24 protein-coding genes are annotated in these 26,540 nt (G+C 74.2%); 13 read left to right on the plus strand and 11 right to left on the minus strand.

Translation table 11 applies throughout. The annotated features are described in order from the left end of the window. Positions 1–5 precede the first annotated feature (5 nt). Positions 6–1,067 (minus strand): Gfo/Idh/MocA family protein, encoded by a 1,062-nt coding sequence (locus IEW03_RS00980; protein ID WP_188521776.1) that lies wholly within the window; start codon positions 1,065–1,067, stop codon positions 6–8. Between the two features lie 36 nt (positions 1,068–1,103). Further along, positions 1,104–1,562 carry a MarR family winged helix-turn-helix transcriptional regulator gene (locus tag IEW03_RS00985; RefSeq protein ID WP_188521777.1) on the minus strand — a complete coding sequence of 153 codons (459 nt, stop codon included), beginning with the start codon at positions 1,560–1,562 and terminating at the stop codon, positions 1,104–1,106. A 73-nt stretch (positions 1,563–1,635) separates the two neighbouring features. Here IEW03_RS00985 and IEW03_RS00990 point away from each other — a divergent pair, with 73 nt between their 5' ends. Continuing rightward, positions 1,636–1,851: a hypothetical protein gene (locus IEW03_RS00990; RefSeq protein WP_188521778.1), complete on the plus strand. Its 216-nt coding sequence runs from the start codon at positions 1,636–1,638 to the stop codon at positions 1,849–1,851. Between the two features lie 44 nt (positions 1,852–1,895). On the opposite strand, the gene topA is transcribed toward IEW03_RS00990, so the two are convergent. Together topA and IEW03_RS01000 are read right to left on the minus strand one after the other, a co-directional pair. Beyond that, positions 1,896–4,655, minus strand: coding sequence for a type I DNA topoisomerase (gene topA / locus IEW03_RS00995; protein ID WP_188521779.1), 2,760 nt, complete (start codon positions 4,653–4,655; stop codon positions 1,896–1,898). Positions 4,656–4,754: 99 nt separating this feature from the next. After that, positions 4,755–5,771, minus strand: a complete 1,017-nt coding sequence (locus IEW03_RS01000; protein ID WP_188521780.1) for a phosphatase PAP2 family protein — start codon at positions 5,769–5,771, stop codon at positions 4,755–4,757. Between the two features lie 111 nt (positions 5,772–5,882). Between IEW03_RS01000 and IEW03_RS01005 the strand changes: the two genes are divergently transcribed. Further along, entirely contained in the window at positions 5,883–7,313 is a 1,431-nt protein-coding gene (locus IEW03_RS01005) for a TrkH family potassium uptake protein (RefSeq protein ID WP_229737294.1), read from the plus strand. 160 nt (positions 7,314–7,473) lie between these two features. Here IEW03_RS01005 and IEW03_RS01010 read toward each other — a convergent pair whose 3' ends face one another. After that, on the minus strand, positions 7,474–8,634 hold the full coding sequence (locus IEW03_RS01010) for a S1 family peptidase (RefSeq protein WP_188521781.1): 1,161 nt from the start codon (positions 8,632–8,634) through the stop codon (positions 7,474–7,476). Positions 8,635–8,750: 116 nt separating this feature from the next. Beyond that, complete coding sequence (locus IEW03_RS01015; RefSeq protein WP_188521782.1) at positions 8,751–9,260, minus strand: hypothetical protein; 510 nt, start codon at positions 9,258–9,260, stop codon at positions 8,751–8,753. A 163-nt stretch (positions 9,261–9,423) separates the two neighbouring features. Between IEW03_RS01015 and IEW03_RS01020 the strand changes: the two genes are divergently transcribed. Next, positions 9,424–10,182 (plus strand): alpha/beta hydrolase family protein, encoded by a 759-nt coding sequence (locus IEW03_RS01020; RefSeq protein WP_188521783.1) that lies wholly within the window; start codon positions 9,424–9,426, stop codon positions 10,180–10,182. 25 nt (positions 10,183–10,207) lie between these two features. On the opposite strand, the gene IEW03_RS01025 is transcribed toward IEW03_RS01020, so the two are convergent. From IEW03_RS01025 to IEW03_RS01035, 3 genes are read right to left on the minus strand one after another with little or no spacing between them, the layout of a single operon-like run. Further along, the gene (locus tag IEW03_RS01025; RefSeq protein ID WP_188521784.1) at positions 10,208–11,863 is read right to left on the minus strand and encodes a DUF7059 domain-containing protein; all 1,656 of its coding nucleotides are present in this window, start codon (positions 11,861–11,863) and stop codon (positions 10,208–10,210) included. Further along, positions 11,860–12,474, minus strand: a complete 615-nt coding sequence (locus tag IEW03_RS01030; RefSeq protein WP_188521785.1) for a hypothetical protein — start codon at positions 12,472–12,474, stop codon at positions 11,860–11,862. The genes IEW03_RS01025 and IEW03_RS01030 overlap by 4 nt, the downstream gene beginning before the upstream one ends. A 58-nt stretch (positions 12,475–12,532) precedes the next feature. Beyond that, positions 12,533–13,156, minus strand: coding sequence for a hypothetical protein (locus tag IEW03_RS01035; protein WP_188521786.1), 624 nt, complete (start codon positions 13,154–13,156; stop codon positions 12,533–12,535). A gap of 87 nt (positions 13,157–13,243) precedes the next feature. Here IEW03_RS01035 and IEW03_RS01040 point away from each other — a divergent pair, with 87 nt between their 5' ends. From IEW03_RS01040 to IEW03_RS01055, 4 genes are all read left to right on the plus strand, one after another. Beyond that, a complete protein-coding gene (locus tag IEW03_RS01040) occupies positions 13,244–13,786 on the plus strand; it encodes a DinB family protein (protein ID WP_229737295.1) in 543 nt (180 codons plus the stop codon). 45 nt (positions 13,787–13,831) lie between these two features. Then, entirely contained in the window at positions 13,832–14,821 is a 990-nt protein-coding gene (locus tag IEW03_RS01045) for a hypothetical protein (RefSeq protein WP_188521787.1), read from the plus strand. Positions 14,822–14,884: 63 nt separating this feature from the next. Next, positions 14,885–15,229: an ArsR/SmtB family transcription factor gene (locus tag IEW03_RS01050; protein WP_188521788.1), complete on the plus strand. Its 345-nt coding sequence runs from the start codon at positions 14,885–14,887 to the stop codon at positions 15,227–15,229. Then, on the plus strand, positions 15,229–15,723 hold the full coding sequence (locus IEW03_RS01055) for an SRPBCC family protein (protein ID WP_188521789.1): 495 nt from the start codon (positions 15,229–15,231) through the stop codon (positions 15,721–15,723). Before IEW03_RS01050 ends, IEW03_RS01055 begins: the two co-directional genes overlap by 1 nt. Before the next feature lie 106 nt (positions 15,724–15,829). On the opposite strand, the gene IEW03_RS01060 is transcribed toward IEW03_RS01055, so the two are convergent. Further along, positions 15,830–18,478: a M14 family zinc carboxypeptidase gene (locus tag IEW03_RS01060; RefSeq protein WP_188521790.1), complete on the minus strand. Its 2,649-nt coding sequence runs from the start codon at positions 18,476–18,478 to the stop codon at positions 15,830–15,832. A gap of 218 nt (positions 18,479–18,696) precedes the next feature. On the opposite strand from IEW03_RS01060, the gene IEW03_RS01065 reads away from it, so the two are divergent. Continuing rightward, on the plus strand, positions 18,697–19,281 hold the full coding sequence (locus IEW03_RS01065) for a DinB family protein (RefSeq protein ID WP_229737296.1): 585 nt from the start codon (positions 18,697–18,699) through the stop codon (positions 19,279–19,281). A 93-nt stretch (positions 19,282–19,374) separates the two neighbouring features. Here the strand turns inward: IEW03_RS01065 and IEW03_RS01070 are convergent, their stop codons facing one another. Continuing rightward, positions 19,375–21,663 (minus strand): sodium-translocating pyrophosphatase, encoded by a 2,289-nt coding sequence (locus IEW03_RS01070; RefSeq protein WP_188521792.1) that lies wholly within the window; start codon positions 21,661–21,663, stop codon positions 19,375–19,377. A gap of 259 nt (positions 21,664–21,922) precedes the next feature. On the opposite strand from IEW03_RS01070, the gene IEW03_RS01075 reads away from it, so the two are divergent. The 5 genes from IEW03_RS01075 (at position 21,923) to IEW03_RS01095 (ending at position 26,519) form a co-directional block, all read left to right on the plus strand. Further along, complete coding sequence (locus tag IEW03_RS01075) at positions 21,923–23,641, plus strand: carbon starvation CstA family protein (RefSeq protein WP_188521793.1); 1,719 nt, start codon at positions 21,923–21,925, stop codon at positions 23,639–23,641. A 4-nt stretch (positions 23,642–23,645) separates the two neighbouring features. Beyond that, positions 23,646–23,921, plus strand: a complete 276-nt coding sequence (locus IEW03_RS01080) for a cory-CC-star protein (RefSeq protein ID WP_188521794.1) — start codon at positions 23,646–23,648, stop codon at positions 23,919–23,921. Continuing rightward, positions 23,912–24,892, plus strand: coding sequence for an ArsA family ATPase (locus IEW03_RS01085; protein WP_188521795.1), 981 nt, complete (start codon positions 23,912–23,914; stop codon positions 24,890–24,892). The genes IEW03_RS01080 and IEW03_RS01085 overlap by 10 nt, the downstream gene beginning before the upstream one ends. Positions 24,893–25,011: 119 nt before the next feature. Beyond that, complete coding sequence (locus tag IEW03_RS01090) at positions 25,012–25,584, plus strand: sigma-70 family RNA polymerase sigma factor (RefSeq protein ID WP_188521796.1); 573 nt, start codon at positions 25,012–25,014, stop codon at positions 25,582–25,584. Next, entirely contained in the window at positions 25,581–26,519 is a 939-nt protein-coding gene (locus IEW03_RS01095) for a hypothetical protein (RefSeq protein WP_188521797.1), read from the plus strand. The genes IEW03_RS01090 and IEW03_RS01095 overlap by 4 nt, the downstream gene beginning before the upstream one ends. Positions 26,520–26,540 lie beyond the last annotated feature (21 nt).

The raw sequence follows: 26,540 nt of genomic DNA on the forward strand, positions 1-26,540 counted from the left end.
CGTCGTCACTCCCCCGGGTAGCGGACGCCCACCTGGCGGCGCACCTCGTCCAGGGTGTCCATGACCTCGAGCGACCCGTCCCACGACATGCGCGGGCTCTGCGTCTCGCCCGCCGTGACCCGTCGCGCCACCTCGGCCGCCTGGTACTGCTTGCCCTCGCCGCGGAAGCCGTCGTAGGCCCACGTCGTGCCGTCGTGCCGTTCGACGGTGAACGACGTCGGCGCGTAGAACGTGCGCGCCACCTCGATGCGCCCCTCGGTCCCCGAGATCACGGCCGTGTTCGCGGTGCGCGCCCAGAGCGTCGTCGACAGCGTGGCCTGCACCCCGCCGGGGTAGCCGAGCACCATCCCCACCTGCCCGTCCACGCCCGTGCCGGCGAGCGCCCCGACGGCCGTGACGGTCTCGGGGGCGCCGAGCAGGTCGTGCGCGAACGACACCGGGTAGACGCCGAGGTCGAGCAGCGCGCCGCCCGCCAGCGCGGCCGCGTAGAGCCGGTGCTCCGGCGTGTACGGGAAGAACTGGCCGTGGTCGGCGACCACGCTGACCACGCGGCCGATCTCGCCCCGCGCGATCACGCCGCGCAGCGCGGCCACGTGCGGCAGGAACCGCGTCCACATCGCCTCCATGACGAAGACGCCGGCCTCGCGCGCGGCGTCGAGCACCTCGCGCGCCTGCCCGGCGTCCTGCGTGAACGCCTTCTCCACCAGCACGTGCTTCCCGGCGCGGACCGCGAGCAGCGCGTGCTCGTGGTGGTGCGAGTGCGGCGTCGCGACGTAGACGACGTCCACGTCCGGGTCGTCCACCAGCGCCTCGTACCCGGCGTGGGCACGAGCCTGCGGGGCGTGCACGTCCGCGAAGAGCTGCGCCTTCGTCACGTCGCGGGACCCGACGGCCACGACGGACGACGCCGTGTGCTCGCGGACGCCGTCGGAGAACGACCCGGCGATGTTGCCGGCACCCAGCACGCCCCAGCGCACGGCCGGCGCGTCCCGGGGGTCCGGCACCTTCCCGGCGAGGTCGTCGGGGATGAGCGCGGGCGCGAACGCGGCAGGTGTGACGTCGGTCATGGGCGACACGGTACTGGTTGCGCCGCGTCCCCGGTGTCAGACCGTCGCAGGGTGCGCGGCGGCGATGACCCGCTCGGTCGCGACCCGCGCCGCGTCGAGCTCGGCCAGGCTCAGCCCGCTCGCCTCGACGACGGCGGCGGGGACCTTCTCGGCCTGCGCCCGCAGCGCGCGGCCCGCGTCGGTCAGGTGCAGCTCCACGACGCGGGCGTCCGCGCTGGTGCGACGGCGCTCCAGGAGCCCCTGCCGCTCCAGGCGCTTCAGCAGCGGCGACAGCGTCCCGGGGTCCAGCAGCAGCCGGGCGGCCAGGCCGGTCACCGTCGTCAGCCGGCCGGCGCGCTCGTCCTGCCACAGCCCGAGCATCACGAGGTACTGCGGGTGCGTGAGCCCCAGCGGCTCGAGGATCGGCTTGTAGAGCGCCACCATGGCCCGCGCCGCCGCCGAGAGCGAGAAGCAGACCTGCACCTCGAGGCGCAGGGGGTCGTCGGGCAGGTCCATGGTCACAGCCTAGGCCCCGGGTTATGGTTGGCGCACCAGATGTTAGTGCACCAATGATTGTCAGCGAGGGGCCATGGGACGGCGACGACGGCGCGAGGACGACGACCGGACGTGGGGCATGAAGGCCACCGAGAGCCTGCTGTGGATCTTCGGGCCTGCGAACATCCTGCGGAACGCCCCGAAGCCGCCGCGCGACGAGGACCTCGCCAAGGACGCGGCGCTGCGCCAGGCGCACGAGCGTGTCGTGCGACCCGGCGGGCACGCGTACCTCGTCGAGCGCCCCGACTGACCACTCCCGACTGACTACCCCCGGCGCGACGGGCGCCGGGCGGGCTACTTCTTGGTGGCCGACTTGCGCGCCGGGGCCTTCTTCGTGGTCGACTTCGCCGTCGTGCGGCGCTTCTTCGCCGGGCCGGCGGCGCGCTTCTCCGCCAGGAGCTCGATCGCCCGCTCGGCGGTGATCTCCTCCGGCGTCGTGTCGCGCGGCAGGGTGCGGTTCGTCTCGCCGTCCGTGACGTACGGGCCGAAGCGCCCGTCCTTGACGACGATCGGCTTGCCGCTGGTCGGGTCGTCCCCGAGCTCCTTCAGCGGCGGGGTCGCGGCGCGCGCCCCGCGGCCGCGCTTCGGCTCGGCGTAGATCTTCAGCGCCTCGTCGAGCGTGATCGTGAAGAGCTGCTCCTCCGACGCGATGGTGCGCGAGTCGGTGCCCTTCTTCAGGTACGGGCCGTAGCGGCCGTTCTGCGCCGTGATCGGCTCCCCCGACTCCGGGTCGGTGCCGACGACGCGCGGCAGCGACAGGATCTTCAGGGCGTCCTCGAGCGTCACCGTCTCGAGCGTCATCGACTTCAGCAGCGACCCGGTGCGCGGCTTCGGCTGCGCGGCCTTCGCCTTCTTCTTGGCCGCGGCCGACAGGCTCGGGTCGATCTCGGGAAGGTCCAGCACCTCGGTGACGAACGGGCCGTACCGGCCCGACTTCGCCACGATCGTGCGACCGGTCTCCGGGTCGACGCCGAGCTCCTTGCCGTCGTCGGCGCCCGCGGCGAGCAGCTCGCGCGCCATGGCCACGGTCAGCTCGTCCGGGGCGACGTCGTCGGGGATGGACGCGCGCGGCGGGTTCTGCCCCTCCGCCACCTCGGCGCCGAGGTCCTCGACGTACGGGCCGTAGCGCCCGACGCGCACCCGGATCCCCTCGCCGATCTCGACCGAGTTGATGGCGACCGGGTCGATCTCGCCCAGGTTGGCGACGATGTCCCGCAGGCCCCAGCCGGTCGCGGCGCCGCTGCCGTCGCCGAAGTAGAACCGCGTCAGCCAGGCGACGCGCTCCCGCTCGCCGGCCGCGATCTGGTCGAGGTCCGCCTCCATCTCGGCGGTGAAGTCGTAGTCCACCAGCCAACGGAAGTGCTCCTCGAGCAGCCGGATCACGGCGAACGCCAGCCAGGTCGGGACCAGGGCCTGGCCCTTGGTCCGCACGTACCCGCGGTCCTGGACGGTCGAGATCGTGGCCGCGTACGTGGACGGGCGGCCGATGCCCAGCTCCTCGAGCGCCTTGACGAGCGAGGCCTCGGTGTAGCGGGCGGGCGGGGTGGTCGAGTGCCCCTCGGCGACGAGGTCGTCGGCGCTCAGCGGGTCGCCCTCGGCCATCCGCGGCAGCCGCGTCTCGCGGGCGGCCGCGCCCTTCGCGCCCTCGCCGGCCGGCTCGACGTCGGTGCTCTCCTCGTACGCGGCGAGGAAGCCGCGGAACGTGATGACCGTGCCGGACGCGGAGAAGACCGCGTCGCGCCCGGCGAGCTCGCCCGCCGCGTCGGTCAGCCCGGCCGCCAGCCGCACGGACGCCGTGGAGCCCTTGGCGTCGGCCATCTGCGACGCCACCGTCCGCTTCCAGATGAGCTCGTACAGGCGGAACTGGTCGCCCGAGATCTCCCGCGCCACCTGCGCCGGGGTGCGGAACGAGTCGCCGGCGGGGCGGATCGCCTCGTGCGCCTCCTGCGCGCCCTTGTTCTTCGGGGCGTACAGCCGCGGCGCGCCCGGCACGTACTCGGGACCGTACAGCTCCGCCGCCTGCCGGCGTGCGGCGTCGATGGCCTCCGCCGACAGCGTCGGCGAGTCGGTCCGCATGTAGGTGATGTAGCCGTTCTCGTACAGCCCCTGCGCGGTGCGCATCGTCTGGCGGGAGCTCATCCGCAGCTTGCGGCTCGCCTCCTGCTGCAGCGTCGAGGTGGTGAACGGCGCCGCGGGCTTGCGCGAGTACGGCTTCGTCTCCAGCGAGCGGACGGCGAACGACGCGTCCGCGAGCCCGGCGACGACGGCGTGGGCGGACGCCTCGTCCAGCAGCGTCACGCCGGTGCGGACCTTGAGGCGCCCCAGGTCGTCGAAGTCGCGGCCCGTCGCGACCCGGTCGCCGGCCAGGCCCGTGAGCCGGGCGCGGAAGCCCTGCCCCGCGTCGTCGCCGGACGTCGGGGCGAACTGGCCCGACACGTCCCAGTAGTCGGCGGTGACGAACGCCATGCGCTCGCGCTCGCGCTCCACCACCAGGCGGGTGGCCACCGACTGCACGCGCCCCGCCGACAGGCCCTGGCGGACCTTGCGCCACAGCACCGGCGAGACCTCGTAGCCGTAGAGACGGTCGAGGATGCGGCGCGTCTCCTGCGCGTCGACCAGGTCGGTGTCCAGCTCGCGGGTGTTCTCCAGCGCCCGGGCGATCGCCTCCCGGGTGATCTCGTGGAACACCATCCGCTTGACGGGGACCTTCGGCTTGAGCTCCTGGATGAGGTGCCACGCGATGGCCTCGCCCTCGCGGTCCTCGTCGGTGGCGAGGTAGAGCTCGTCGGCCTCCTTGAGGGCCTTCTTCAGCTCGCGGACCTTCTGCTTCTTGTCCGCGTAGACCTCGTAGTACGGGTCGAAACCGTGGTCGACGTCCACGGCGAACTTGCCGTACGGCCCCTTCTTCATCTCCGCGGGCAGCTCGGACGGCTGCGGCAGGTCGCGGATGTGCCCGACGCTCGCCTCGACCTCGTAGTCGTCGCCGAGGTAGCCCTGGATCTTGCGAGCCTTGGTGGGCGACTCGACGATCACGAGCTTGCGTGGCTGGGGCATCCGTTCCTGCTTTCCGTGGTGCGGGGCTGCCGAGGGGCCGGGCGATCCCGGGTCATGTCACGGTACGACATGGGCGAGGCAGAGGCCGCCGGCCGCACTCTACCGAGGCTCGCGCGGCACTCGCCCGGCGGGGCGCGCGGTGAGCTGGCGCAGCTCCAGCAGGACGGCGAACGCCGCGGCCGTGACGGCCAGCACACCCAGGGCGCCGGCCGCGTACGCCGTGACGTCGGTCGCCAGCGGGACCACGACGGTGCTGCCCGTGCGCGCCAGGCTCACGAGGGTCCCCACCGAGACGACCGCGCCCGCGGCGGCGGCCATCAGGAGCAGGCCCGCGACGACGTGCGACCCCGGCGAGCGCAACGACTGCCCCGGCCGGCGCGGGACGTCGAGGGACGACGCCGGCGCCACCGCGCACACCACCGCGCCCCAGGCGAGCACGACGAGCACCGCCGCGACGACGTCCGACGGCCGGTGCCACTGCCCCACCAGCGTCGAGACGCCCGTCATCCCGGTGTACGCCGCGCCCAGCACCGCGACCACCGGCCGCCACGAGCGCGGCGTGACCAGCAGCAGGGCCACGGCGACGGACGCCGCGACCGTGGTGTGCCCGCTGGGCAGGGTGTTCGGCCCGGTCCACCCGGGCAGCAGCTCGGGCCGGTCGAGCACGCCGTGCTTGAGCAGCTGCGTCGTCACGTTCGCGCCACCGACGAGCGCCACCACCTGGGCGGCCAGCGCCCAGCGCTTGCGCAGCACCGCGACGAGCACCGCCGCCCCGACCCCGGCGACGACGAACGCCACCGAGACGACGTCGAGCACCGGCTCGGCGACCCGCCACAGCCGGTTCTGGCCGTGCGCCGCGCCGACGAACGCGAGTTCGTCGACGCGCTGCCCCACCGGTGTGGTGACGAAGAAGCGCCACGTCAGCCACACGCCGAGGAACGCCAGCGCCGCGACGACGACGGCAGCGGCCCGGGGGCCCGGGGCGGGCCGCGGCGCACCGCCCGGCCCGGGAGCACCCGCACGCCCGAGACCGTCCTTCCGCCACGCGGGCGCGACCGGCCGGCCCGCCTCCCAAGCGGGAGCGGGCGAGTCGAGGGGACGCGTGTCCGAGAGCACGGGGAAACCGTACCGACTCGGTGTGACGAGGTGGTGAGCACGCTGTGCGGCCGGCGGGCGGGACCTCCATCATCGTGCCCGGCCCGAACGAGGGTGCAAGACTGCACCTTCGTGCGCCTTCCCGTGTGGCGCCGCCCGGTCCTGCACCGGTCACCGGCCTCCGACCACGCCTCACCAGCCAGCCTGCGCCGTCGTCCGGCTCAGCTGATCACCCTCGGCTTCCTCGCAACCATCGCCGTCGGCACGGGGCTGCTCAGCCTGCCGATCAGCGCCACGGGCCGGAACGCGAGCTTCGTCGAGGCGCTGTTCACCGCGACGTCCGCGACGTGCGTGACCGGGCTCGGCGTCGTCAACACGGAGACGTTCTGGACCCCGTTCGGGCAGGCCGTGATCCTGGTGCTCATCCAGGTCGGCGGCTTCGGGGTGATGACGGTCGCCTCGCTGCTGGGCCTGGTGCTCTCCCGCCGTCTGGGGCTGAGCACGCGGCTCGTCGCCGCGGAGTCCACCCGGTCGGTCAGCCTGGGCGACGTGCGCCAGGTCCTGCTCGGCGTGCTGCGGTTCACGGTCGTCGCGGAGCTGGCGGTCGCGCTCGTCCTGGCGGTGCGGTTCATGGTGTCGTACGGCGAGAGCGTGGGCCACGCGCTGTGGTCGGGCCTCTTCCACGCGGTGTCGGCGTTCAACAACGCCGGGTTCTCGCTCTACGGCGACTCCCTGATCCGGTTCGTCACCGACCCGTGGGTGTGCCTGCCGCTCAGCGCCGCCGTCGTGGTGGGCGGCATCGGGTTCCCCGTGCTGCTGGAGCTGTGGCGACTGCGCGGCACCCGGCGCGTGCCCGGCGGCGGGGCGGACCTGTGGCACCTGTCGCGGTGGAGCGTCCACTCCCGCCTCACCGTCGGGACCACGGCCGTGCTGCTCGTGGTGGGCACTGCCTTCTTCCTCGCGGCGGAGTGGCGCAACCCCGGCACGTTCGGTCCCCTCGACCCGGCGGGGAAGGTGCTCGCCGCCGTCACGCAGTCGGTCATGCCCCGCACCGCGGGCTTCAACTCGATCGACACGTCGCAGCTCAACAACGGCACGTGGTTCTTCACCGACATGCTGATGTTCGTCGGCGGCGGGTCGGCGGGCACCGCGGGCGGCGTCAAGGTCGCCACGTTCGCCGTGCTGGCGTTCGTCATCTGGTCCGAGCTGCGGGGCGATCCCGACGTCGTCGTCTTCGACCGCCGGCTGTCGCGCAGCACCCAGCGCCGGGCCCTCACGGTCGCGCTCGTCGGCGTCGCCGCCGTCGTGGTGCCGACGCTCGCCATCACCCTCTCGACGCACGTCTTCACCCTGGACCAGGTGCTGTTCGAGGTGGTCTCCGCGTTCAGCACCACCGGCCTGTCGACGGGGATCACGGCCGACATGCAGCCGTGGCACCAGCTCGTGCTGGTCGTGCTGATGTTCCTCGGCCGGCTCGGGCCGATCACGCTGGGCACCGGGCTCGCGCTGCGCGACCGGCAGCGGCTGTACCGGAAGCCCGAGTCCTCCGTCGTCATCGGTTGAGGCGGAGGTGCAGCGCAGGTGGGGGCCGAGGGACGAGGCACCCGCCCGCAGCGGAACCGCAGACTCCACCGACGACCAGCATCGGTTGAGGCGGAGGTGCAGCGCGACGAGCCCCGCCGGAGTGCCCGGCGGGGCTCGTCGGTCGTGCGCGGTGCGGCCGTCAGCTGGTGACGAGGGTGAGCCCGTAGGCGTCGAGGATCTCGTTCACGGGCTGGAAGAACGTCTGCCCGCCGCTGGTGCAGTCGCCGGAGCCGCCGGACGTCACGCCCTGGGCCTGGTCGCCGGCGAGCAGGGAGCCGCCGGAGTCGCCCGGCTCCGCGCACACGTCGGTGCCGATGAGACCGTCGACGGTGCCCTCGGCGTACGAGACGGAGACATCGAGCGCCTCGATCGTGCCGCAGTGCCAGCCCGTGGTGGAGCCGGAGCGGCACACCTGCGCGCCCACCGACGCGGGCGTGGAGCCCGCCACCGCGACCTGGCCGCCGGCGTAGTCGTTCACCGCGCCGACCGGCGTGCTGCCGAGGCCCACCTCGACGTGGGCGTAGTCGTCGCCGGGGAAGCTGGAGCCGGTGAAGGTGCCCGTGGGCTCGGTCGTCGTCTCCCCGGCGGAGCCGCAGTGCCCCGCCGTGATGAAGCCGTCGGTCACGGCGAACCCGACCGAGCAGCGGGCGCCCGAGCCGGTGTAGTACGCGTTCCCGCCGACGACGTCGTCGAGCACCCGCGGCCGTTCGGCGGTCGTCGTGACGGTCACGGCGGCGTCCGGGACACCGGCGTCGGCCAGCGCGGCGCGCGCGTCGGCGGCGCCGCCGTCGAGCACCTCCACCACCAGCGAGTTGTCGGTGACGTCCACGTGCCAGCCCGTGACGTCGCCCGGGGCGGCCGTCGCGTCGGCCGTCGACTCCGCCGTCGACTCGGCAAGGTCGGCGGCCCAGCCGTCGAGCTGGTCCAGCGAGTACCGGGCGTCGACGACGTGACCGCCCGCCGCGCGGACCGCGGCGGCGTGCGCGGCGTCCGTCGTCGCCACGTAGAGGCGGTCCCGCTCGGGGTCCAGCCACGAGCCGGCGAACTCGTCGCCGAGCCTCTTCGCCAGCTCGTCCTGGGTCTCGGCCGCGGTGTGCTGGTACTCGAGGCGCTGCACCGCGCGCTCGGGCTCCACGCCGAGGTCGTCCTCCATGGCCTGCAGGAGAGCGGCCGGATATCGGTCCGCCCCCGCGACGTCGTCGTCGGGGGACGGACCGGCGGCCTGTGCCGTCACCGCGGTCGCCGAGAGCGTGAGCCCGGCGGCCGTGGCGGCCAGCGCCCTGAAGGTCGTTCGTCTCATCGGAGCTTTCCTTCCGTCAGGTCCGGACGGTTGCCCGGCGCATCTCACGGTAAGGGTGCATCCAGGAGTCGGCCAGGCCTTCTCCGGCGAACGACCATCACCCGCAGGTCAGCGGGTCAGCAGTTCTCCGCGGTGTAGGTGCTGATCGCCTGCGCGGACTCCTGGAACGACTGGTCGCTCAGGGTGGACATGGCCTCCGAGACCTTCGTCATGGCCTCGCTGTCCGAGGGGTCGTCGACGACGGCGCCGAGGCTGTCGGTCACCTCGCGGAAGGACGACGACAGCGCGTCCCAGTCGTCGGCGATCTCCGCCGGCGGCTGGTCGACGGCCTCGAGCGTGCCGGTGAGCTCCTCGAGCTTGTCCATGGTGGCCTGCAGGTCGCTCGGGTCGACGTCGCCCATGGCGGTCGACATGTCGGTCAGCACCTCGGTGGCGCCGCAGACGTCGTCGCCGCCCGCCTCGGCCTCGGCCTGGGGCGACTCCTCGGTGGCCGCGCCGCCCTCCGCGGAGCCCTCCGAGGTCGAGCCGCCCTCGTCCGAGCCGCCACCGCAGGCGGCGAGGGCGAAGGCCAGGAGCGCGCTCGTCGTGACGGCGGCGGTGCGGGTGATGGTCTGTCGGTTTCGCATGGGGACATCGTCCACGACTCGCCCGCCCGGCGCCCCACGTGCCCACGGGGAGATCTCCCCGAGTGACGAGGGTCACGGTGGCGCGGCGCGTGGCACACTCGTCGCGGGCTCGCCCCGGCCGTCGGGGCCGGCCTGACCGGGCACGACAAGGAGGAACGCACCGATGGCCGAGCGCGTCACGTTCACCAGCAGCACCGGGCCGCGGCTCGCCGGCATCCTCGACCTGCCCGAGGGCGAGACCCGGGGCTGGGGCCTGTTCGCGCACGGGTTCACGCTCGGCAAGGACTCCCCCGCGGCGGCGCGCATCTGCAAGCAGCTCGCGGCCGAGGGCATCGGGATGCTCCGCTTCGACAACCTCGGGCTGGGCGACTCCGAGGGCGACTGGGGCGACGGGTCGTTCACCGTCAAGGTGGCGGACACCGTGCTCGCCGCCCGGTTCATGGCGCAGCGCGGCACGCCGGTCGACCTGCTCGTCGGCCACTCGTGGGGCGGGGCGGCCGCCATCGCCGCCGCGCCCGAGGCCGGCGTGCGCGCCGTCGTGTCGGTCTGCGCGCCGTTCGACCCGAGCCACGCCGAGAACCAGTACGACGACCTGGTCGACCAGGTCCTGGCCGAGGGCGTCGCCGAGTGGCGGGTGGGCGACAAGCGGCTCAACCTCAAGCGCGGGATGGTCGAGGACGTGCGCGAGGCGGACCTCGACAACACGATCGGCGACCTGGGCCTGCCGCTGCTGGTCATGCACTCGCCCACCGACACGGTGGTCGGCATCGAGAACGCCAGCCAGATCTTCGCCGCCGCCCGGCACCCGCGCAGCTTCGTGTCGCTCGAGGGGTCGGACCACCTGCTGACCGCGCCCGGCCAGGCCCGGCGCGCCGCCCGCATCGTCAGCGCCTGGGCGGACCCCTACCTCGGCGCCGGCTGAGCCCTGCTCGGGCGGCAGCCGGAGCTCAGGCGGCGGGCCGCAGGAACCCGTCGCGCACGAGGCCCCGCACCGCGGGCAGCAGCTCCGCCCGCAGGTCCTCGGCCGCGACGTCGAGCAGGGCCGCGATGGCCCCGACGATCTGCCCGACGGCGAGCTCGCCGTCGCAGACGCCGACGAACGCCGCCAGCCCGGTGGAGGCGTGCACGCCACGCCCCAGCCCGTCGCCCTGGCGGACCACGACGACGTTCGGGTCGGTGGCACCCGGGGTGAGGTAGCGCTCCTCGGTGACGTCGTCGGCGACGACCAGGCGCGCCCCCGCGAGGGCGTCGTCGTCGCGCGCGGCGAGCCAGTCGTGCGCCGCGAGCGAGGCGGCCAGGTGGCCCCCGAGCGGCTGACGCACCGAGCCGGTGTGCTCCTCCAGGCGCCGCAGCGTCGGACGGGCCCCCGCGCCCGGGCCGGTGTCGCCGGCCGGGCGCCGCAGCGTCACGATGCCGAAGCCCACGGCCTCGACGCCGCGCGCGGCGAAGTCGTCCAGCCACGCGCCGTACGCCGCCGCCCACGGGCCGGGCTCGCGCTCGGGGGTGGTGCCGCCGTCGCGGATCCACGTCTCGGCGTACTCCGCCGGGTCCAGGACCTCGCGCTGGATCACCCAGCCGTCCAGCCCGGCGGCGTCGAGCCACGCCCCCACCCGCTCGGTCCACGGCTCGCCGCGGCGGTGCTCCCAGTTGCCGAGCAGCTGCGCCACCCCGCCGGGGGCGAGCACCTGGCCGACGCCGGTGACGAGGTCGCGCACCAGGTCGTCGCCGGACCGCCCGCCGTCGCGGTACTCGTAGTCGCCGAGCGCGTCGGCGACCGCACGCCCGGCGGCCCCCGCGTGCGGCGTGATGACGAACGGCGGGTTGGAGACGACGAGGTCGAAGCTCTCCTGCGCGACCGGTTCCAGCATCGACCCGTGGCGCAGCTCGACGTCGGCCGTCCCCCCGTCGGGTGCCTGGTTCAGCGCGACGTTGAACCGCGCGAAGCCCAGGGCACGCCGGGAGATGTCGGTGGCCACGACCTGGCGCGAGTGCCGGGCGGCGTGCAGCGCCTGGATGCCGCAGCCCGTGCCGAGGTCGAGCACGCGGCCGACCCGGTCGCGGACCGTCACCTGCGCGAGGGTGGTCGACGCGCCGCCCGTGCCGAGCACGTGGTCGGCGGCCAGCCGGCCGCCCGTGGCCAGCTCCCCCAGGTCGCTGGCCAGCCACCACGCCACCTGCCCGCCGGCGTCCTCGGCGGCGTAGGGGCGCAGGTCGACGACCGCGCGGACGGCGTCGCCCGCGCCCGCACCGGCCGCGCGCACCAGCCCGAGCCGCTCCGCGCCGTCGGCCCCCACCCCGCGCAGCGCGCGGTCGAGGTCGGCGCGCAGCACCTCGTCGCCGAGGACGAAGAGCTGGGTCAGCGCAGCTCGCGGGTCGTGCGACGCCCCCGCCAGGACCCGAAGGGCGGCCACCGGCTGCTCGCGGTCCAGCGCGCCCGACGCGACGTCGCCCAGCAGGTCCCGGACGCCGTCGACGGTGTACCCGGCGGCGTCGAGGTCGGTGCGCAGCCCGGCGACGAGCCGGTCGCCGGTGGCGCTGTCGGTGCTGCCGGTGCTGCCGGGACCGGCGAGGGCCGAGGCGCCCGGCGGCGGGGCGTCGCTCACCGGTCGGTGCACGTGGCCGCGAGGTAGTCGGTGACCTCCTGGGCGGCGGTCGTGGCGCGCTCCGTGTCGTCCGCGCTGATCGTCTCCGCCATCGCCGTGCTGACCGCGTCGGCGTCGTCCTCGTCGACGTCCTCGAACGCCTCGACCGCGTCGCCCAGGTAGCCCGCCATGGCCGACCAGGCCGACGAGATCTCCGCGGTCGGCTCAGCCGACGTCACGGCCTGGTACCCCGAGCGGAAGCTCTCCACCAGCGCGCGCGGGTGCTCCGGGCTCAGGTCGACGAGCGCACGGTTGGTCGCGGCCCACGCCGCCTGCATCTCGGCGCAGGCCGCCGCGTCGGCGTCACCCTTCTCCGCCGGCGCGTCGTCCTTCGTCTCGCCCTCGGCCTGCTCCTGGCCTTTGTCCTCGCTCTTGTCCTTGTCCGCCGAGCGGGACGCCTCACCGTCCCCGCCCATCCGCAGGTCGGCGGGCACCGAGACCGCAGGCGCGGGCTCGGCGGCCGGCTCGGCACCGTCGCCGGCCGCCCCGCAACCGCCCGCCACGAGGACGACGGCGACCCCCGCCGTGGCGAGGACGGGGAGTCGGGAACGGGTGAGTCGGAGCCGGCGCATCCTCATATGGTGAACCACCTCGCGCGCGAGGCGAAACCGCTCGCGGGCCCGCCGTGTCTCAGGACCCGCCGGCCGGATCGTCCTCGGCGCCGTCACCTGCGTCGTCACCCGCGTCGTCCGCCGCCCCGTCCGAGGACGCGCCGCAGTCGTCCCGCAGGTAGGTGGTGACGCGGTCGGACGCCGCCGACATCGCCGGCGTGTCCAGCGACTCGAGCGCTCCCGCCACGGCCCCGGGCACGTCGTCGTCCCCGTCGGCCTTCTCGACCGCCGTCGCCACGGTGCTCAGGTAGTCCAGCACCACCTGCCAGTCGGCGACGACCGGCTCCGGCGGGCGCACCGCCGCGAGCGCGTCGCGGGCGCGGGTGAAGCCGGTGCGCAGGGTGCGCGGCTGGTCGGCCGACATCGCGACCTGGGCCGTCGCCGCCCGCGACCACGCGACCTGGGCCTCCGCGCACGTCGCCGGCTCCACCGGCACGGCGGCCGACGCCTCCCCCGAGGCCGCCGCCCCACCGGCGTCGCCCAGCACGCCGGAACCGAGCCCGACCGCGACGCCCAGCAGGAGCGACACCGCCCCGCTCGCCGCGAGAGGAGCCGGCCGGCTCCAGCCCGGCGGCAGGGGACGGCGCAGGCCGCGAGGGGCACGACGGCGCCGCTCGTCGCGTCGAGTCCTCGTCGTGCCCATGTCCGCGAAGGCTACCCGTTACCACGGACGACCGGGCGTCGCCTCCCGAGGCTTGACCCAGCGCCCGTGGTGGGCCAGATTGCGCACGTGACCCGAACCGCGCCCGACCAGTGGGTGGACCCTCAGCACGACCCTCGCGTGACCGGCGCCGACCCCGTCGGCGAGAAGGAGACCGTCTGGGAGTACCTCTGCCGGTACCGCATGACGCTGGTGCTCAAGTGCGAGGGCCTCGACGCCTCGCAGATGGCGCGCCGCTCCGTGGCGCCGTCGACGCTCTCGCTGCTCGGCCTGGTGCGCCACCTCGCGAACGTCGAGCACCACTGGTTCCGGCGCGTGCTGCAGGGCTCCACGGAGCGCGGGCCGTTCGAGCTGCCCGGCTACCCCGACGTCGACTTCGACGGGGCGCTGCCCGACACCACGTGCGTCGAGGAGGCGTGGGACGCCTGGCACCGCGCCGTCGACGCCGCCGACGACTGGATGGTCGGCGAGAACCTCGACCGCGAGGTGCCGTTCGACGGCGGCACCGTCGAGGCGCGCGACGTGCTGCTGCACGTCACCGAGGAGTACGCGCGACACATGGGCCACGCCGACCTGCTGCGCGAGTGCATCGACGGCCGCACCGGCCTCTGACCCCTCCCCGCGCCGGGAGGCGGGCCCGCCGGTAGCGTGCCGGGCATGGTGCGCAGAGCGGTCACCGCGGTCCTGCTCGTCCTCGCGGTGCTGGTCACGGTCGTCACGATCCCGGCCCGCTACGTGGAGCACACCGTGCTCGACACGGAGGGGTACCTCGAGGTCGTGGGCCCGCTCGCGTCCGAGCCCGCGGTGCAGGAGGCGGTGTCCGCCGCCATCACCCGCGAGGTGACCGCGCAGATCGACGTGCAGGCCCTGGTCGACGACGCCCTGTCGAACGCCGCCGGGCGCGAGCGCGTGCCCGACGCCCTCACCCGCCTGTCCCCCGTCGTCGGGCCCGCGCTGGCCAACCAGGTGGACACGATGATCGCCCGTGCGGCCGACCGGCTCGTGCAGTCGCAGGCCTTCGTCACCCTGTGGATCAGCGCCAACGAGGTGGGGCACGGCACGGCGGCCCGCGTGCTGGAGGACCGCAGCGGCGAGTACCTCGACATCGAGAACGGCGTCGTGTCGGTGCCGCTCGACCCGTTCGTCGAGGAGGTCCGCGACCGGCTCGTGGACCGCGGGCTCACGATCGCCGAGCGGATCGAGCCGCAGGGACGCTCGATCACGCTGTTCGAGTCGGACGACCTCGCCGCCGTCTCGGACGGCGTCACCTGGCTCGACCGGCTCACGCCCTGGCTGCCCGTGATCGTGCTCGCGCTCGTCGCCGCAGCCGCCTGGGTCGCGGGCGCCGGGCGGCGGCTGCGCACCGTCGCCGTCGCCGCCGGGGTGATCGCGCTGGTCATGCTGGTGCTGCAGGCCGGCGTCCAGATCGGCAACACCCGCGCGCTCGACGCGCTCACCCTGCAGGACACGGGCATGGAGGCCGTGCGGCTCGCCCTCGACGCGTTCCTGACCCCGCTGCGCGGCGAGATCTGGCGCGTGTTCTGGGTGTCCGCGGTGGTGAGCGTCGTGTGCTTCGCCTGGCCGTGGGCGTGGCCGCGGGCGCGGCGGCTCGCGTCGTCGCGGCGCACCCCGGCACCGGCCGCCTGAGGAGCCTGACGGGCGCAGGAGATCAGCCTCTCGACACCGCCATGCGTAAGTAGTAACTTACGCATGGTGGAGACGTCGACCGTTGACCCGTGGCATGCGCTGGCCGATCCGACGCGCCGCGAGGTCTTCGCCCGGGTCGCGCGGGGGCAGGGCTCCGTGACCGAGATCGCGCGCGACCTGCCGGTCAGCCGGCCCGCGGTGTCACAACACCTGCGCGTCCTGCTCGACGCCCGTCTCGTCGACGTGCGGCGACAGGGGCGCGAGCGTCTCTACCAGCCACGGCTCAGCGGCCTGGACGGACTCCGGCGCGAGCTGGACTCCTACTGGAACCAGACCCTGTCCACCTTCAAGGACGTGGCCGAGCAGGCCTACGAGCCGACCGCGGCACCACCGGAAGGAGCACCATGATGACCACGACGTCGCAGGACCGGACGCAGCTGCAGGTCGACATCTCCGTCGACGTCCCGGTCGAGCACGCCTTTCGCGTGTTCACCGAACAGTTCGACCAGATCAAGCCCCGCGAGCACAACCTCTTGGCGGTGCCGATCGAACGGACCGTCCTGGAGCCTCGTGCCGGCGGGACGATCTACGACGTCGGCGTCGACGGCAGCCGGTGCACCTGGGCGCGGGTGCTCGTGCACGAGCCTCCCCACCGGCTGGTGTTCACCTGGGACATCAGCCCGCGCTGGCAGGTCGAGCCGGACCCCGGTCGCGCCAGCGAGGTGGAGATCCGGTTCGTCGCCGCGGCCCCGGAGCGGACCACGGTGACACTGGTGCACCGGCACCTCGACCGGCACGGCGAGGGCTGGGAGGGCTTCACCAGCCTTGACTCCGGCAACGGTTGGCCGCTGTACCTCGAGCGCTACCGGGCCGTCGCCGAGCGGCTCGCGACGGACGCCTGACACCCCGCGCGGGCCTCCCCTGCCTGAGTTCCGTTCGGCACCCCGGCATCGGATCGGCAGGCCTTCCTGCCGATCCGATGCCGCGAGTGCCGAACCGACGCTCGCGTCAGTTACCCGACGCCGCCCAGAACAGCGCCTGCGCGGCCTGGCTCATGCCTCCCTTGGGGTGGGTGCGGAAGAACGGCGACGTGCCGAAGACGACGGCCCGCGCCCCCGACTCCGCCTCGCCGGAGACGACGGCCGCCTGCCCGGCGGCGGCGTCCGGCCCGTCCGCTCCAGAGCCGGACGGCGCCCAGTGGCCGGCCAGGAACGGGTCGGCCGCGTACGCCTGCTCGGTCGTCGTCCCCTCGCCGAGGTCGGTGAACCAGGTCGCCGGGTAGACGAACGCGTGGTCCTGCTCGTGCGCCGCGAGGACGGAGCCGGCCGGGGTCTCGACGTCGACGATGCCGTTGCCCGACCGGTTGCCGGTGACGGCCTCGCCGGAGACCAGCCCGTACGTCTCGGCCACCGCGAACGCGGCGCCCGTGCGCCCGACGACCGAGCCACCGTCCGACACCCACTCCTGCACGGCCGCCCGGCCGGCGCTGCCGGCGGGCAGGTCGAGCCGCGAGCCGACCCACAGCACGTCGGCGTCCTCGAGCCCGGTGCTGCCGGTCGGCGCGCCCGCCTCGATCCCGTCCGCCGTCACGCGCACCAGATCGTCGAAGCCGAGCCCGGTGAGCGACAGCAGGTCGTCCTGGGTTCCCGCGTACGCGACGGTCAGGTCCTCGAGCTCCGTCGCGTCGTCCAGGCCCGCGACCTCACGCCACGACGCCCGCTCGAAGGGCACGTCGTGCTCCTTCGCCACGTGCCGCGCCGCCCGCAGGCCCTCCGGCCCGACGACGGCGCGCCCGCCGTCCAGCAGCCAGACGGGGGCGTCGGCGTCGAGGAGCGCGTTGAGCGCCCGGTGGTCCTCGACGCCGGCGACGTCGAACGCCACGAACGGCGCCCCGCGCGGCACCCCGCCGTCGGACGGCTCACCACGCAGCGGCCGCACCGGCCCCACCGGCCGGTCCGTCGTCGAGCCGACGCTGTCGACCGTCGCGCCCCACAGCGACGACAGGCTCCACGCCGAGATGTCGTACATCGACGGCACCTTCTGGGAGATGTCGGTGCCCAGGTCGAGCAGGACGTTCGCCAGGCCGCGCAGCGGCTGGTGCAGGTCGACGACGAACGACCCTCGCGGGTAGGTCGTGCCGTCCACCCGGGTGGTGCGTGCCAGCGTGCCCACCTCGACGCCGTGGAACAGCAGCTGGTCCACCAGCGCCTCCGCGTCGGCGGCCGACCGCTGCCCGTCGCCCACGGGGATCACGTAGGCGCGCGGCAGGTCGACCGGGTCCTGGTCGTCGGCGACGTCCCAGTGCTGCTTCCACTCGTCCGGGCCCGGGACGGCGGCCACGTCCTCGGCCGTCAGCGCGTCCTTCGGGCCGCCCGCCACGCCACGACGGAAGGACTCGATCTGGTCGGCCAGCATCGCGTCGTGGTGCTCGGCGACGTAGTCGATCATCGAGGTCATCGTCTGCTTCGCGACGGCCGTGTTGATGACGGCGTCCTCGGGCGTCGTCGTCGGGCCGGTGCGCCCGTGCGGCAGCTCGACCGTGCTGGTCACCGCGCCGTGGTACGCCGCGTACTGGGCGGTGAAGACCGGCGGGTAGTCGTCCCAGCCGGACGGGGTGTCGCGGTACGGGATCTTGATGAAACCCGTGTTCTCGTCGACGGCCTCGTCGGTGGCCGGGTCGTAGTACGTGTTCCCGGGGATCTCGGCGGCGACCACGTCGTCCTCGACCTGCCGCGAGATCGCGTACCCGTGCGGGATGAAGAGGTCGTACTCGTAGTTCTCGCCGTGCGGCGGCCCGCAGGGCTCCACCTGCAGGACGTCGGTGTAGCCGTGGAAGTCCGCCGCGTACAGCGGCTGCAGCGCCTGCGCGGTCGCGACGAACGACCGTGACTCCGGCGTCGCGCCCGTGATCATGTCGCGGTTCGCGTCGAGGTTCAGGGTGGTGGCGCGCTGCCCGATCGTGCGGCCGTCCGGGTTGAGCGTGAGGGAGAAGTAGACCCGGTGGCGCTCGAGCAGCTCGGCGGTGGCCGGGTCGTCGGAGGTCGCCAGGTCCTCGATGACCTGCATCGCCGCGTCGGTGCCCTCCCACTCGTTGCCGTGGATGTTGGCGCTGATCCACAGCGGGGTCTTGTAGCCGCGCTGGAGCTGCCGGTCGCGGGCCGCCCGGTCGGGAGCGGTGCGGATCTGCTCGCGCCAGCGGGTCTGCTGCGCCGTCTCCCGTCGTGACTCCGGCGCCGTCAGCGTCACGAGGTACAGGTCGCGACCGGCGGTGGACTGCCCCACGACCTGGGTCGAGACCCGGTCGCCCGCCGCCATGAGCTCGGTGAGCCGCGGCGCGATGTCGGCGTGGCTGATGGTCCCGTTGAGGTCGGTGGCGTCGTCGTCGTTGGGCGGGAACACGGTGAGCTCGGGCTGGTGCGGGTACGCACGGGGCATCTCGATCGCGCCGCCCGCCGGGTCGTGGCCGCCCGGTCCGCCGCGGTCCTCCTGCGCGGTGCGTGCCAGCTCGGCGAACGACGTCGCGCCCGCGGCCGGCGTGTCGCGCTCCGGCCCGCGCCCCGGGCGGTCGGGTCGATCGTCCGCGGCAGCGGGGCCGGCGAACGTCGTCGCGGCGAGGGCGAGGGTGCCGAGCACCGCGACGGTGCGTGGGAGCTTCATGGGTCTCCTTCTCCTGTCGTCGGGCGGCACGTCGTCGTCCCGCCGCGGACCTGCGCCGTCGCACGTCCGCGTCCAGCATGGCGTGCGGCGGGCAACTCGGCACGGCCGGAAACACCGAATTCACGAGCGGCAGCCACGCGTGCCGCCGGGCGCGCGCCGACCGACCGGTGCGTCAATCCCCTTGCGCGCCCAGGACGCGGTGGAGTCGGATGTCGCCCATGACCGACACCCCCACGACGTCCTCCTCCGAGAGCCGCCGCTTCCCCGACATGTGGGTCGACCCCCAGGACGACCCCCGCGAGCAGTGGTCGGACCCGGTCGGTGAGCTGCAGACTCACTGGTCCTACCTGCGCACCTACCGCGCGACGCTGGAGATGAAGTGCGAGGGGCTCGACGCCGAGCAGCTCGCGCGCCGCTCCGTGCCGCCGTCGACGCTCTCGCTCCTGGGGCTCGTGCGGCACCTGGCCGGGGTCGAGCACTCCTGGTTCCGCCGGGTGCTGCAGGGCCAGCCCGAGCTGCCGAAGCTCTACGCGGCCGACGGCGGCCCCGACGCGCCCTTCGACGGGGCGGTCGCCGACCCCGCCGTCGTCGACCAGGCGTGGGAGGCGTGGCGGCGCGAGACCGCGGCCGCGGACGCCTGGCTCGCCACCCAGACCGACGCCGACATGGCGCGCGACGTCCCCTTCGACGGCGGCAGCACCCCCGTCCGCGACATCCTCGAGCACCTCGTCGAGGAGTACGCCCGGCACCTGGGCCACGCCGACCTGCTGCGCGAGTGCATCGACGGCCGCACGGGCCAGTAGCCCCCGCGCCCGCACCGAAGGTCGCGGGCGTGAGACCGGGGACCGTTCGGTCGCGAACGGTCCCCGGTCTGACGCCACCACGGCCCCGCGGGGCTACCTCGCGGGGACCGCCGCGGTCTCGTCCGCCTGCTCCCGGTCGACCCGCGCCGCACGCAGCCGGGACACGATGACCGCCCCGAAGGCGACGGCGGCCGCCACGACGGCGATGCCGATGCGCAGCACCTGGTTCGCGTCGGCGGGAACGCTCAGAATCACGACCGCCGGCGCGATCAGCAGCGCCACGAGGTTCATGACCTTGATGAGCGGGTTGATCGCGGGCCCGGCGGTGTCCTTGAACGGGTCGCCCACGGTGTCGCCGATGATGGTCGCCTCGTGCGCCTCGGAGCCCTTGCCGCCGAAGGCGCCGTCCTCGACGATCTTCTTCGCGTTGTCCCACGCACCGCCGGAGTTGGCGAGGAACACCGCCATGAGCACGCCCGCACCGATCGCGCCGCCGAGGAAGCCGGCGAGCGGGCCGACGCCGAGGCCGAAGCCGACGGCGATGGGCGCGAACGCGGCCAGCAGGCCGGGCGTCGCGAGCTCGCGCAGCGAGTCCCTGGTGCAGATGTCCACGACCTTGCCGTACTCGGGCCGCTCGTCGAACGTCATGATGCCCGGGTGCTCGCGGAACTGGCGCCGCACCTCGAAGACGATCGCGCCGGCGGCCCGCGTCACCGCGTCGATCGCCAGCCCGGAGAACAGGAAGACCGTGGCCGCGCCGAGGATCACGCCGACCAGCGTGACCGGGGAGATGATCTCGAAGCTGAGCATGGCGGGCACGAGCCCGGTGCCGATCTCCTGCACCTCGGCCATCGCGGTGCCCACGGCGTCGGCGTAGGAGCCGAACAGCGCCGTGGCGGCGAGCACGGCCGTCGCGATGGCGATGCCCTTGGTGATGGCCTTCGTGGTGTTGCCTACGGCGTCGAGGTCGGTGAGGATCTGGGCGCCCTCCTCGTCCACCTCGCCCGACATCTCGGCGATGCCCTGGGCGTTGTCGCTGACCGGCCCGAAGGTGTCCATCGCGACGATCACGCCCACCGTGGTCAGCAGCCCGCAGCCCGCGAGCGCCACGAGGAACAGCGAGAGCCAGATCGAGCCGCCCGCCAGCAGGAACACGCCGCAGATCGCGGCGGCGATGACGCCCGCGGTGTAGACGGCGGACTCGAAGCCCACCCCGATGCCGGACAGGACCACGGTCGCGGCGCCCGTGCGCGACGTGGCGGCCACGTGCAGCGTCGGCTTCGACGTCGTGCCCGTGAAGTAGCCCGTGATCCACAGGATGATCCCGGCGAGGACGACGCCGATGACCACGGCCAGGGACGCGACGACGCGCGGGTCGGAGGTGACGTCGCCGAGGTCGGCGGTGCCCGCCAGCTCGGAGAACGACGACGGCAGGTAGGTGAACGCGGCGACGGCGGCCAGCAGGGCGCCGACGACGGCCGACAGGTAGAACCCGCGGTTGATGGCCTTGAGCCCGTTCTCGTTGCCGCGCACCCGGGTGACGAGCACGCCCAGCAGGGCGACCAGGGCGCCGATCGCGGTGACGATGAGCGGGAAGACGAGGCCCTGCTCGCCCATTGCGGCCTTGCCGAGGATGAGGGCGGCGACGAGCGTCACGGCGTAGGACTCGAAGAGGTCGGCGGCCATGCCGGCGCAGTCGCCGACGTTGTCGCCCACGTTGTCGGCGATGGTGGCGGCGTTGCGCGGGTCGTCCTCGGGGATGCCCTGCTCGACCTTGCCCACCAGGTCGGCGCCGACGTCGGCCGCCTTGGTGAAGATGCCGCCGCCGACCCGCATGAACATCGCGAGCAGCGCGGCACCGAAGCCGAACCCTTCCAGGACGGCGGGGGCGTCGGTGCGGTAGAACAGCACGACGAGCGCCGCGCCGAGCAGGCCCAGGCCCACGACCGACATCCCGACGACGCCGCCGGTGCGGAACGCGATCCGCGCGCCCTCCGCACGGCCGCCCGGGCGGGTCGCGGCGGAGGCGACGCGGACGTTCGCCCGCACGGCCAGCCACATGCCGAGGTAGCCGATGGCGGCGGAGAAGCCCGCGCCGAAGAGGAACGCGATCGACCGGCCCACGCGGATGCCGCCGTCGCCCGGCAGCAGGAACAGCAGCGCGAAGACCACGACGGCGAACAGCGCGAGCGTGCGGAACTGCCTGTTGAGGTAGGCCGAGGCCCCCTCCTGCACGCCCTTCGCGATGTCCTGCATGCCCGGCGAGCCCTCGGGCGCCGCCAGCACCTGCTTCCGCATGACCGCCGCGCACACCAGCGCGGCCAGCGCGATCACCCCGATGACCGCGACGATCGTGATGCTGCTGGATCCGAACGTGAGCATCCGTCCTCCTCGACGTACTGCTGCCTCGACCCCCGCCGGGCCCGCCCGTGCCACGTCGTCGAGGCCCGGCCGGGTGGTCCGGAAGGTCCCGCCGGCGCCGTTGACGGCGGGATGCGCGTGAGTCTACCCACATGTGACGGCCGTCACGAACAACCCGCGACGCCGGCGCCGTCGGCGCCGCTCGCGGTGGCCTCTACACTTCCCACACAAACCGCACCGCGTCCCGCCGAACCGTCAACGACGACAGAACGGAGCCACCGTGAACTCCCTGGTGCTCGCCATCATCGGCATCGCCATGATGCTCGCCGGGTACTTCGTCTACTCGAAGTACCTCGCGCGCCGCGTCTACCGGCTCAACGCCGAGTTCCGCACCCCCTCGCACGAGCTGACCGACGGCGTCGACTACGTGCCGACCAACAAGTTCGTGCTGTGGGGCCACCACTTCACCTCGGTCGCGGGCGCCGCCCCGATCGTCGGGCCCGCCGTCGCCGTGATCTGGGGCTGGCTCCCCGCCTTCCTGTGGGTCACGCTCGGCACCGTCTTCTTCGCCGGCATGCACGACATGGGCGCGCTGTGGGCCTCGGTCCGCAACAAGGGCCAGTCGATGGGCATGCTGTCGGGCCGCTACATCGGCGCCCGCGGGCGCAACCTGTTCCTCGTCGTGATCTTCCTGCTGCTGCTCATGGTGGTGGCCGCGTTCGCGACCGTCATCACGAACCTGCTCATCTCGACGCCGACGTCGGTCATCCCCGTGTGGGGCGCGATCGCCGTGGCCGCCGTCATCGGCCAGATGATCTACCGCTGGAAGATGAACCTGCTGCTCACCACGGTCATCGGCGTCGTCGCCCTGTACTCGCTGATCCTCGTCGGCGACCGCTTCCCGGTCGTGCTGCCCGAGACCGTCCTCGGGATGACGCCCGCGACCTTCTGGATCGTGGCGCTGTTCGTCTACGCCGGCGTCGCGTCGCTGCTGCCCGTGTGGGTCCTGCTCCAGCCCCGCGACTACATCAACGGCGTCCAGCTGTTCATCGGCCTGGGCATCCTGTACCTGTCGGTGCTGTTCGCCAGCCCGACCATCGTCGCCCCGGCCGTCAACCACGCCGTGCCCGAGGGCACGCCCAGCATCGTGCCGCTGCTGTTCGTCACCATCGCCTGCGGCGCGATCTCCGGCTTCCACGGCATGGTCTCGTCCGGGACGTCCGCGAAGCAGCTCGACAAGGAGACCGACGGTCGCTTCGTCGGCTACTTCGGCGCGGTCGGTGAGGGCCTGCTCGCCCTCGGCGCGATCATCGCCGCCACGGCCGGGTACCAGACGCTCGCCGACTGGGAGGCCGTGTACAGCGCGTTCAACGAGGGCGGGGTCGCGGCGTTCGTCGAAGGCGGCGGCGCCATCGTCAACGCCGGCCTCGGCATCCCCGTGTCGCTCTCCGCGACCATCCTGGCGACCATGGCGGTGCTCTTCGCGGCGACCACCATGGACACCGCGGTGCGGCTGCAGCGGTTCGTCGTGCAGGAGGCCGCCGAGATCATGGGGTTCCGGGTCCGCAACGTCGTGGCGACGCTGATCGTGCTCGTCGTCGGTGTCGGCCTGACCTTCAGCGCCGGCGCCGACGGCTCCGGCGGCCTGCTCATCTGGCCGCTGTTCGGCACCACCAACCAGCTGCTCGCGTCGCTGACGCTCGCGATCATCGCGGTGGTCCTGCTGCGCAAGAAGCGCAACCCGGTCCTCGTGCTGATCCCCCTGGTGTTCGTGCTCGTGATGTCGGTCTACGCGCTGGTCGTGCAGATCGGCACGTTCTACGCGGACGGCAACTGGCTGCTGCTCGGCCTCGACCTCGTCATCCTGGTCGCCTCCCTGTGGGTCGCCCTCGAGGCCGCGATCGCCATGCAGGCCGCCCGCAAGGGCGCCTTCGACCCGGAGACCGACGACCCGGTGCTCGCCGGGTCGGGGCGCGGCGGCACGGTGGGGTCGGACTGACGGCATGACGACGCGCACCACCGTCACGGACGGGCTGCGCAGCCTGTCGGCCGGGCTGCGGGAGTTCTACGAGGCGCCGTACCGGCGCACGCTCTCCCGCGCCCGGCGCGACGAGGACGACCTGTTCACCGTGGTCGTCCTCGCCGAGGCGCTGGGGGTGCCGAACCCCGCGTCGTACTACACGGTCGAGCTGCTGCCGCTCGTGGCCGACCGGGTGCACGAGTGGCACACCCGGATGGGGATGGAGCGCTCCCCGCTGGACGGCATCTCGTGCTGCTAGACCTGGCCGCCCGGCGGCGCGTGCTGTTCCTGGGCGGCAAGGGCGGGGTCGGCAAGACGTCGTTGGCGTCGGCGACCGCCCTCGCCCAGGCGCGCGCCGGCCGGCGCGTGCTGGTGGTCTCGACCGACCCCGCGCACAACCTCGGTCACCTGTGGCAGCGGACGGTCGGCGACGACGTCGTGCGCCTGGCCGGGCCGTTCGACGGCGCGGGGGGTGCGCAGGGCGGCGTGGTGGACGGGGTCGAGATCGACCCGGCGCGCACCGCGGCCGCGCACCTGGCGGCGGTGCGCCGCACCCTGCACCGCCTCACCCCGGAGCACCTGTCGCGGGAGGTGGACCGCCACCTCGACCTCGCCCGCGACGCGCCGGGCACGCACGAGGCGGCGGTGCTGGAGCGCATCGCGACGGCCGTCGAGGACGGCCTCGCCGACCACGACCTCGTCGTCTTCGACACCGCCCCGTCGGGGCACACCGCCCGGCTGCTCGCGCTGCCGGAGACCATGGGCGCCTGGACGGACGGGCTGCTGCGCCGCCGCGAGCGGTCGGAACGGCTGGGGGCGGCGGCCCGGGTGCTCGGCGGCCAGGGCGAGGCGGAGGCCCGCCGCGACAGCGAGATCCGGCACGTCCTGACCGAGCGCCGCGACCGGTTCGCACGCCTGCGGGAGGTGATCACGGACCCCGACCGCACGGCGTTCGTCGCCGTCCTCGCGGCCGAGCGGCTGCCCGTGCTGGAGACGATCGGGCTGTGCCGGCAGCTCGAGGAGCTCGGCGTGCCCGTCGGCGGGCTCGTCGTCAACAAGCGCTCCCCGGCGGACGCCGGCGACCTGCTCGCCGCCCGCCGGGCCCAGGAGTCCGCGCACCTGCGCACCCTGCGCGACGCCCTCGGCCACCTGCCCGCCGACGAGGTCCCGCTGCTGGCCGACGACGTCGTGGGCGCGGCCGCCCTGGAGCGCGTCGCCGCCCATCTGTGAGCGGCGGGACCTGTGAACGGCTGGTCCCGGGAGCGGCGGGCCCGGAAGATCGTGATCCGCCCCAACGGTGCGGGCGTCCCGTGCGTCGTGAAGGGTAGGACGGCGCACAGGAGGCACTGATGGCCATGTGGGAGGACGAGCTCGCCGAGCTCGCGCGGGGGCGGGGACGCGCCCTGGTCGGGTACGCCTACGTGCTGTGCGGCGACCAGCGGCAGGCGGAGGACCTGGTGCAGGACGCGCTGGTCAAGGTGTTCTCGCGGCTGCGCCGCGGCCCGCGGACCGCGCCCGGCGTGCACCCGCTGGAGGGCGGAACGAGCGAGGCGTACGTGCGCCGCGCGATCCTCACCCTCTACCTCGACGAGTACCGGCGACGACGGCGGTGGAACGAGCGGCGGCACCTCGTGGCCGTCGACGACCAGGTCCTGGGAGCGGCGTCGGGCGCGACGGCGCGGGCCGACGTCGCCGCGGCGCTGGGGCGGCTCGCCCCGCGGGAGCGGGCGTGCGTCGTCCTGCGGTACTTCGAGGACCTCACGGTGCCGCAGGTGGCCGAAGCGCTCGGCCTCGCGCAGGGCACCGTCAAGCGCTACCTGGCGGACGCGACGGCGAGCCTGCGCGACGTGCTCCGCGTGCCCGACGAGCGGGACGGCCGCACCGCCGGCCATGTGACCACGGACCGGAGGGCCGCACGATGACCGGCAACCACGCCCGCGACGACTGGGCGGACGCCCGCACCGACGAGGCGCTCCGCCGCGAGCTCGACGCGCTGGCAGGCCTCGGCGCCGCCTCGTCGGCCCTGGGCGACGCGCCCGACGGTGCGCTCGGAGCGGTCCGGGGCCGGGTGCGCCGGCGCCGCGCGGCCAAGCAGGCCGGGATCGGGGCGACGACGCTCGCCGTCGCCGGGATGCTCGCCCTCGGTGGCGCCGCCCTGCTGCCCGACCCGCCCACGCCGCTGCCCGGGCCGGCGGTGACTCCCTCGCCCACGCCCGAGCCGGAGGAGTCCGGCACCGGAGAAGGCACCGGAGAGGGCACCGAGCAGGACGACGCGGCTCCCGACGACGCGCCCGACCACGCGCAGGGCCCGTCCGCCGTCGACGTGATCGACGACGGCTACCAGCCGGGCTGGCTCGAGGGCACGGAGCTGGTCTGCGGCATGGCGGTCGACGAGCTGCCTGCCGGCCCGGCGGGCTGGTCGCTCGGGGCCACGGGTCCCGTCGGCGCGGCCGGCCCGGCGACCAGCCCGGTGCTCACCGTCGCGACCCGGCTCACCGTCCCCGGCGACGTCCCCGCCGACGCCCTGGCGATCGGCCCGACCCTGGTGTGGGCGCAGGACGGGGTCGTGGTGGACGTGGGGATCAACATGACGGAGAGCCCGGTCGAGCTCGGGCCGCAGGCCGGCGGGGCGCTGGACGGCCTCGCGAGCGACTACCCGAGCACCACCTGCGCCCCCGGCGGGCGTGCGGAGGGCCAGACGTCCTTCGACACCGACCTGCCGCCCGGCGAGTACGAGGTGCGGGCGCTCTCCCGGCTGTGGCCCGAGGACGTCGCCGCGGGCGACCTGGTCCTCTCCGCCCCGTTCACGGTCACCGTCGCCGGCGACGGCTCGTGGGAGGAGCGGGCCGGGGGCTGACCCTCCGCCCCGCGCGCGTGG

Origin of the sequence: Isoptericola cucumis (genome assembly GCF_014635665.1) — a bacterium.
GTDB classification, from domain to species: domain Bacteria; phylum Actinomycetota; class Actinomycetes; order Actinomycetales; family Cellulomonadaceae; genus Isoptericola; species Isoptericola cucumis.

Coding starts and splice junctions, on each gene's coding strand:
- IEW03_RS01065 (WP_229737296.1), top strand. CDS start 18,697: ATGACCGACACCCCCACGACGTCCTCCTCCGAGAGCCGCCGCTTCCCC.
- IEW03_RS01095 (WP_188521797.1), top strand. CDS start 25,581: ATGACCGGCAACCACGCCCGCGACGACTGGGCGGACGCCCGCACCGAC.
- IEW03_RS01070 (WP_188521792.1), bottom strand. CDS start 21,663: ATGCTCACGTTCGGATCCAGCAGCATCACGATCGTCGCGGTCATCGGG.
- IEW03_RS00990 (WP_188521778.1), top strand. CDS start 1,636: ATGGGACGGCGACGACGGCGCGAGGACGACGACCGGACGTGGGGCATG.
- IEW03_RS01090 (WP_188521796.1), top strand. CDS start 25,012: ATGGCCATGTGGGAGGACGAGCTCGCCGAGCTCGCGCGGGGGCGGGGA.
- topA (WP_188521779.1), bottom strand. CDS start 4,655: ATGCCCCAGCCACGCAAGCTCGTGATCGTCGAGTCGCCCACCAAGGCT.
- IEW03_RS01035 (WP_188521786.1), bottom strand. CDS start 13,156: ATGGGCACGACGAGGACTCGACGCGACGAGCGGCGCCGTCGTGCCCCT.
- IEW03_RS00985 (WP_188521777.1), bottom strand. CDS start 1,562: ATGGACCTGCCCGACGACCCCCTGCGCCTCGAGGTGCAGGTCTGCTTC.
- IEW03_RS01055 (WP_188521789.1), top strand. CDS start 15,229: ATGACCACGACGTCGCAGGACCGGACGCAGCTGCAGGTCGACATCTCC.
- IEW03_RS01030 (WP_188521785.1), bottom strand. CDS start 12,474: ATGCGCCGGCTCCGACTCACCCGTTCCCGACTCCCCGTCCTCGCCACG.
- IEW03_RS01050 (WP_188521788.1), top strand. CDS start 14,885: ATGGTGGAGACGTCGACCGTTGACCCGTGGCATGCGCTGGCCGATCCG.
- IEW03_RS01015 (WP_188521782.1), bottom strand. CDS start 9,260: ATGCGAAACCGACAGACCATCACCCGCACCGCCGCCGTCACGACGAGC.
- IEW03_RS01020 (WP_188521783.1), top strand. CDS start 9,424: ATGGCCGAGCGCGTCACGTTCACCAGCAGCACCGGGCCGCGGCTCGCC.
- IEW03_RS01045 (WP_188521787.1), top strand. CDS start 13,832: ATGGTGCGCAGAGCGGTCACCGCGGTCCTGCTCGTCCTCGCGGTGCTG.
- IEW03_RS01080 (WP_188521794.1), top strand. CDS start 23,646: ATGACGACGCGCACCACCGTCACGGACGGGCTGCGCAGCCTGTCGGCC.
- IEW03_RS01010 (WP_188521781.1), bottom strand. CDS start 8,634: ATGAGACGAACGACCTTCAGGGCGCTGGCCGCCACGGCCGCCGGGCTC.
- IEW03_RS00980 (WP_188521776.1), bottom strand. CDS start 1,067: ATGACCGACGTCACACCTGCCGCGTTCGCGCCCGCGCTCATCCCCGAC.
- IEW03_RS01060 (WP_188521790.1), bottom strand. CDS start 18,478: ATGAAGCTCCCACGCACCGTCGCGGTGCTCGGCACCCTCGCCCTCGCC.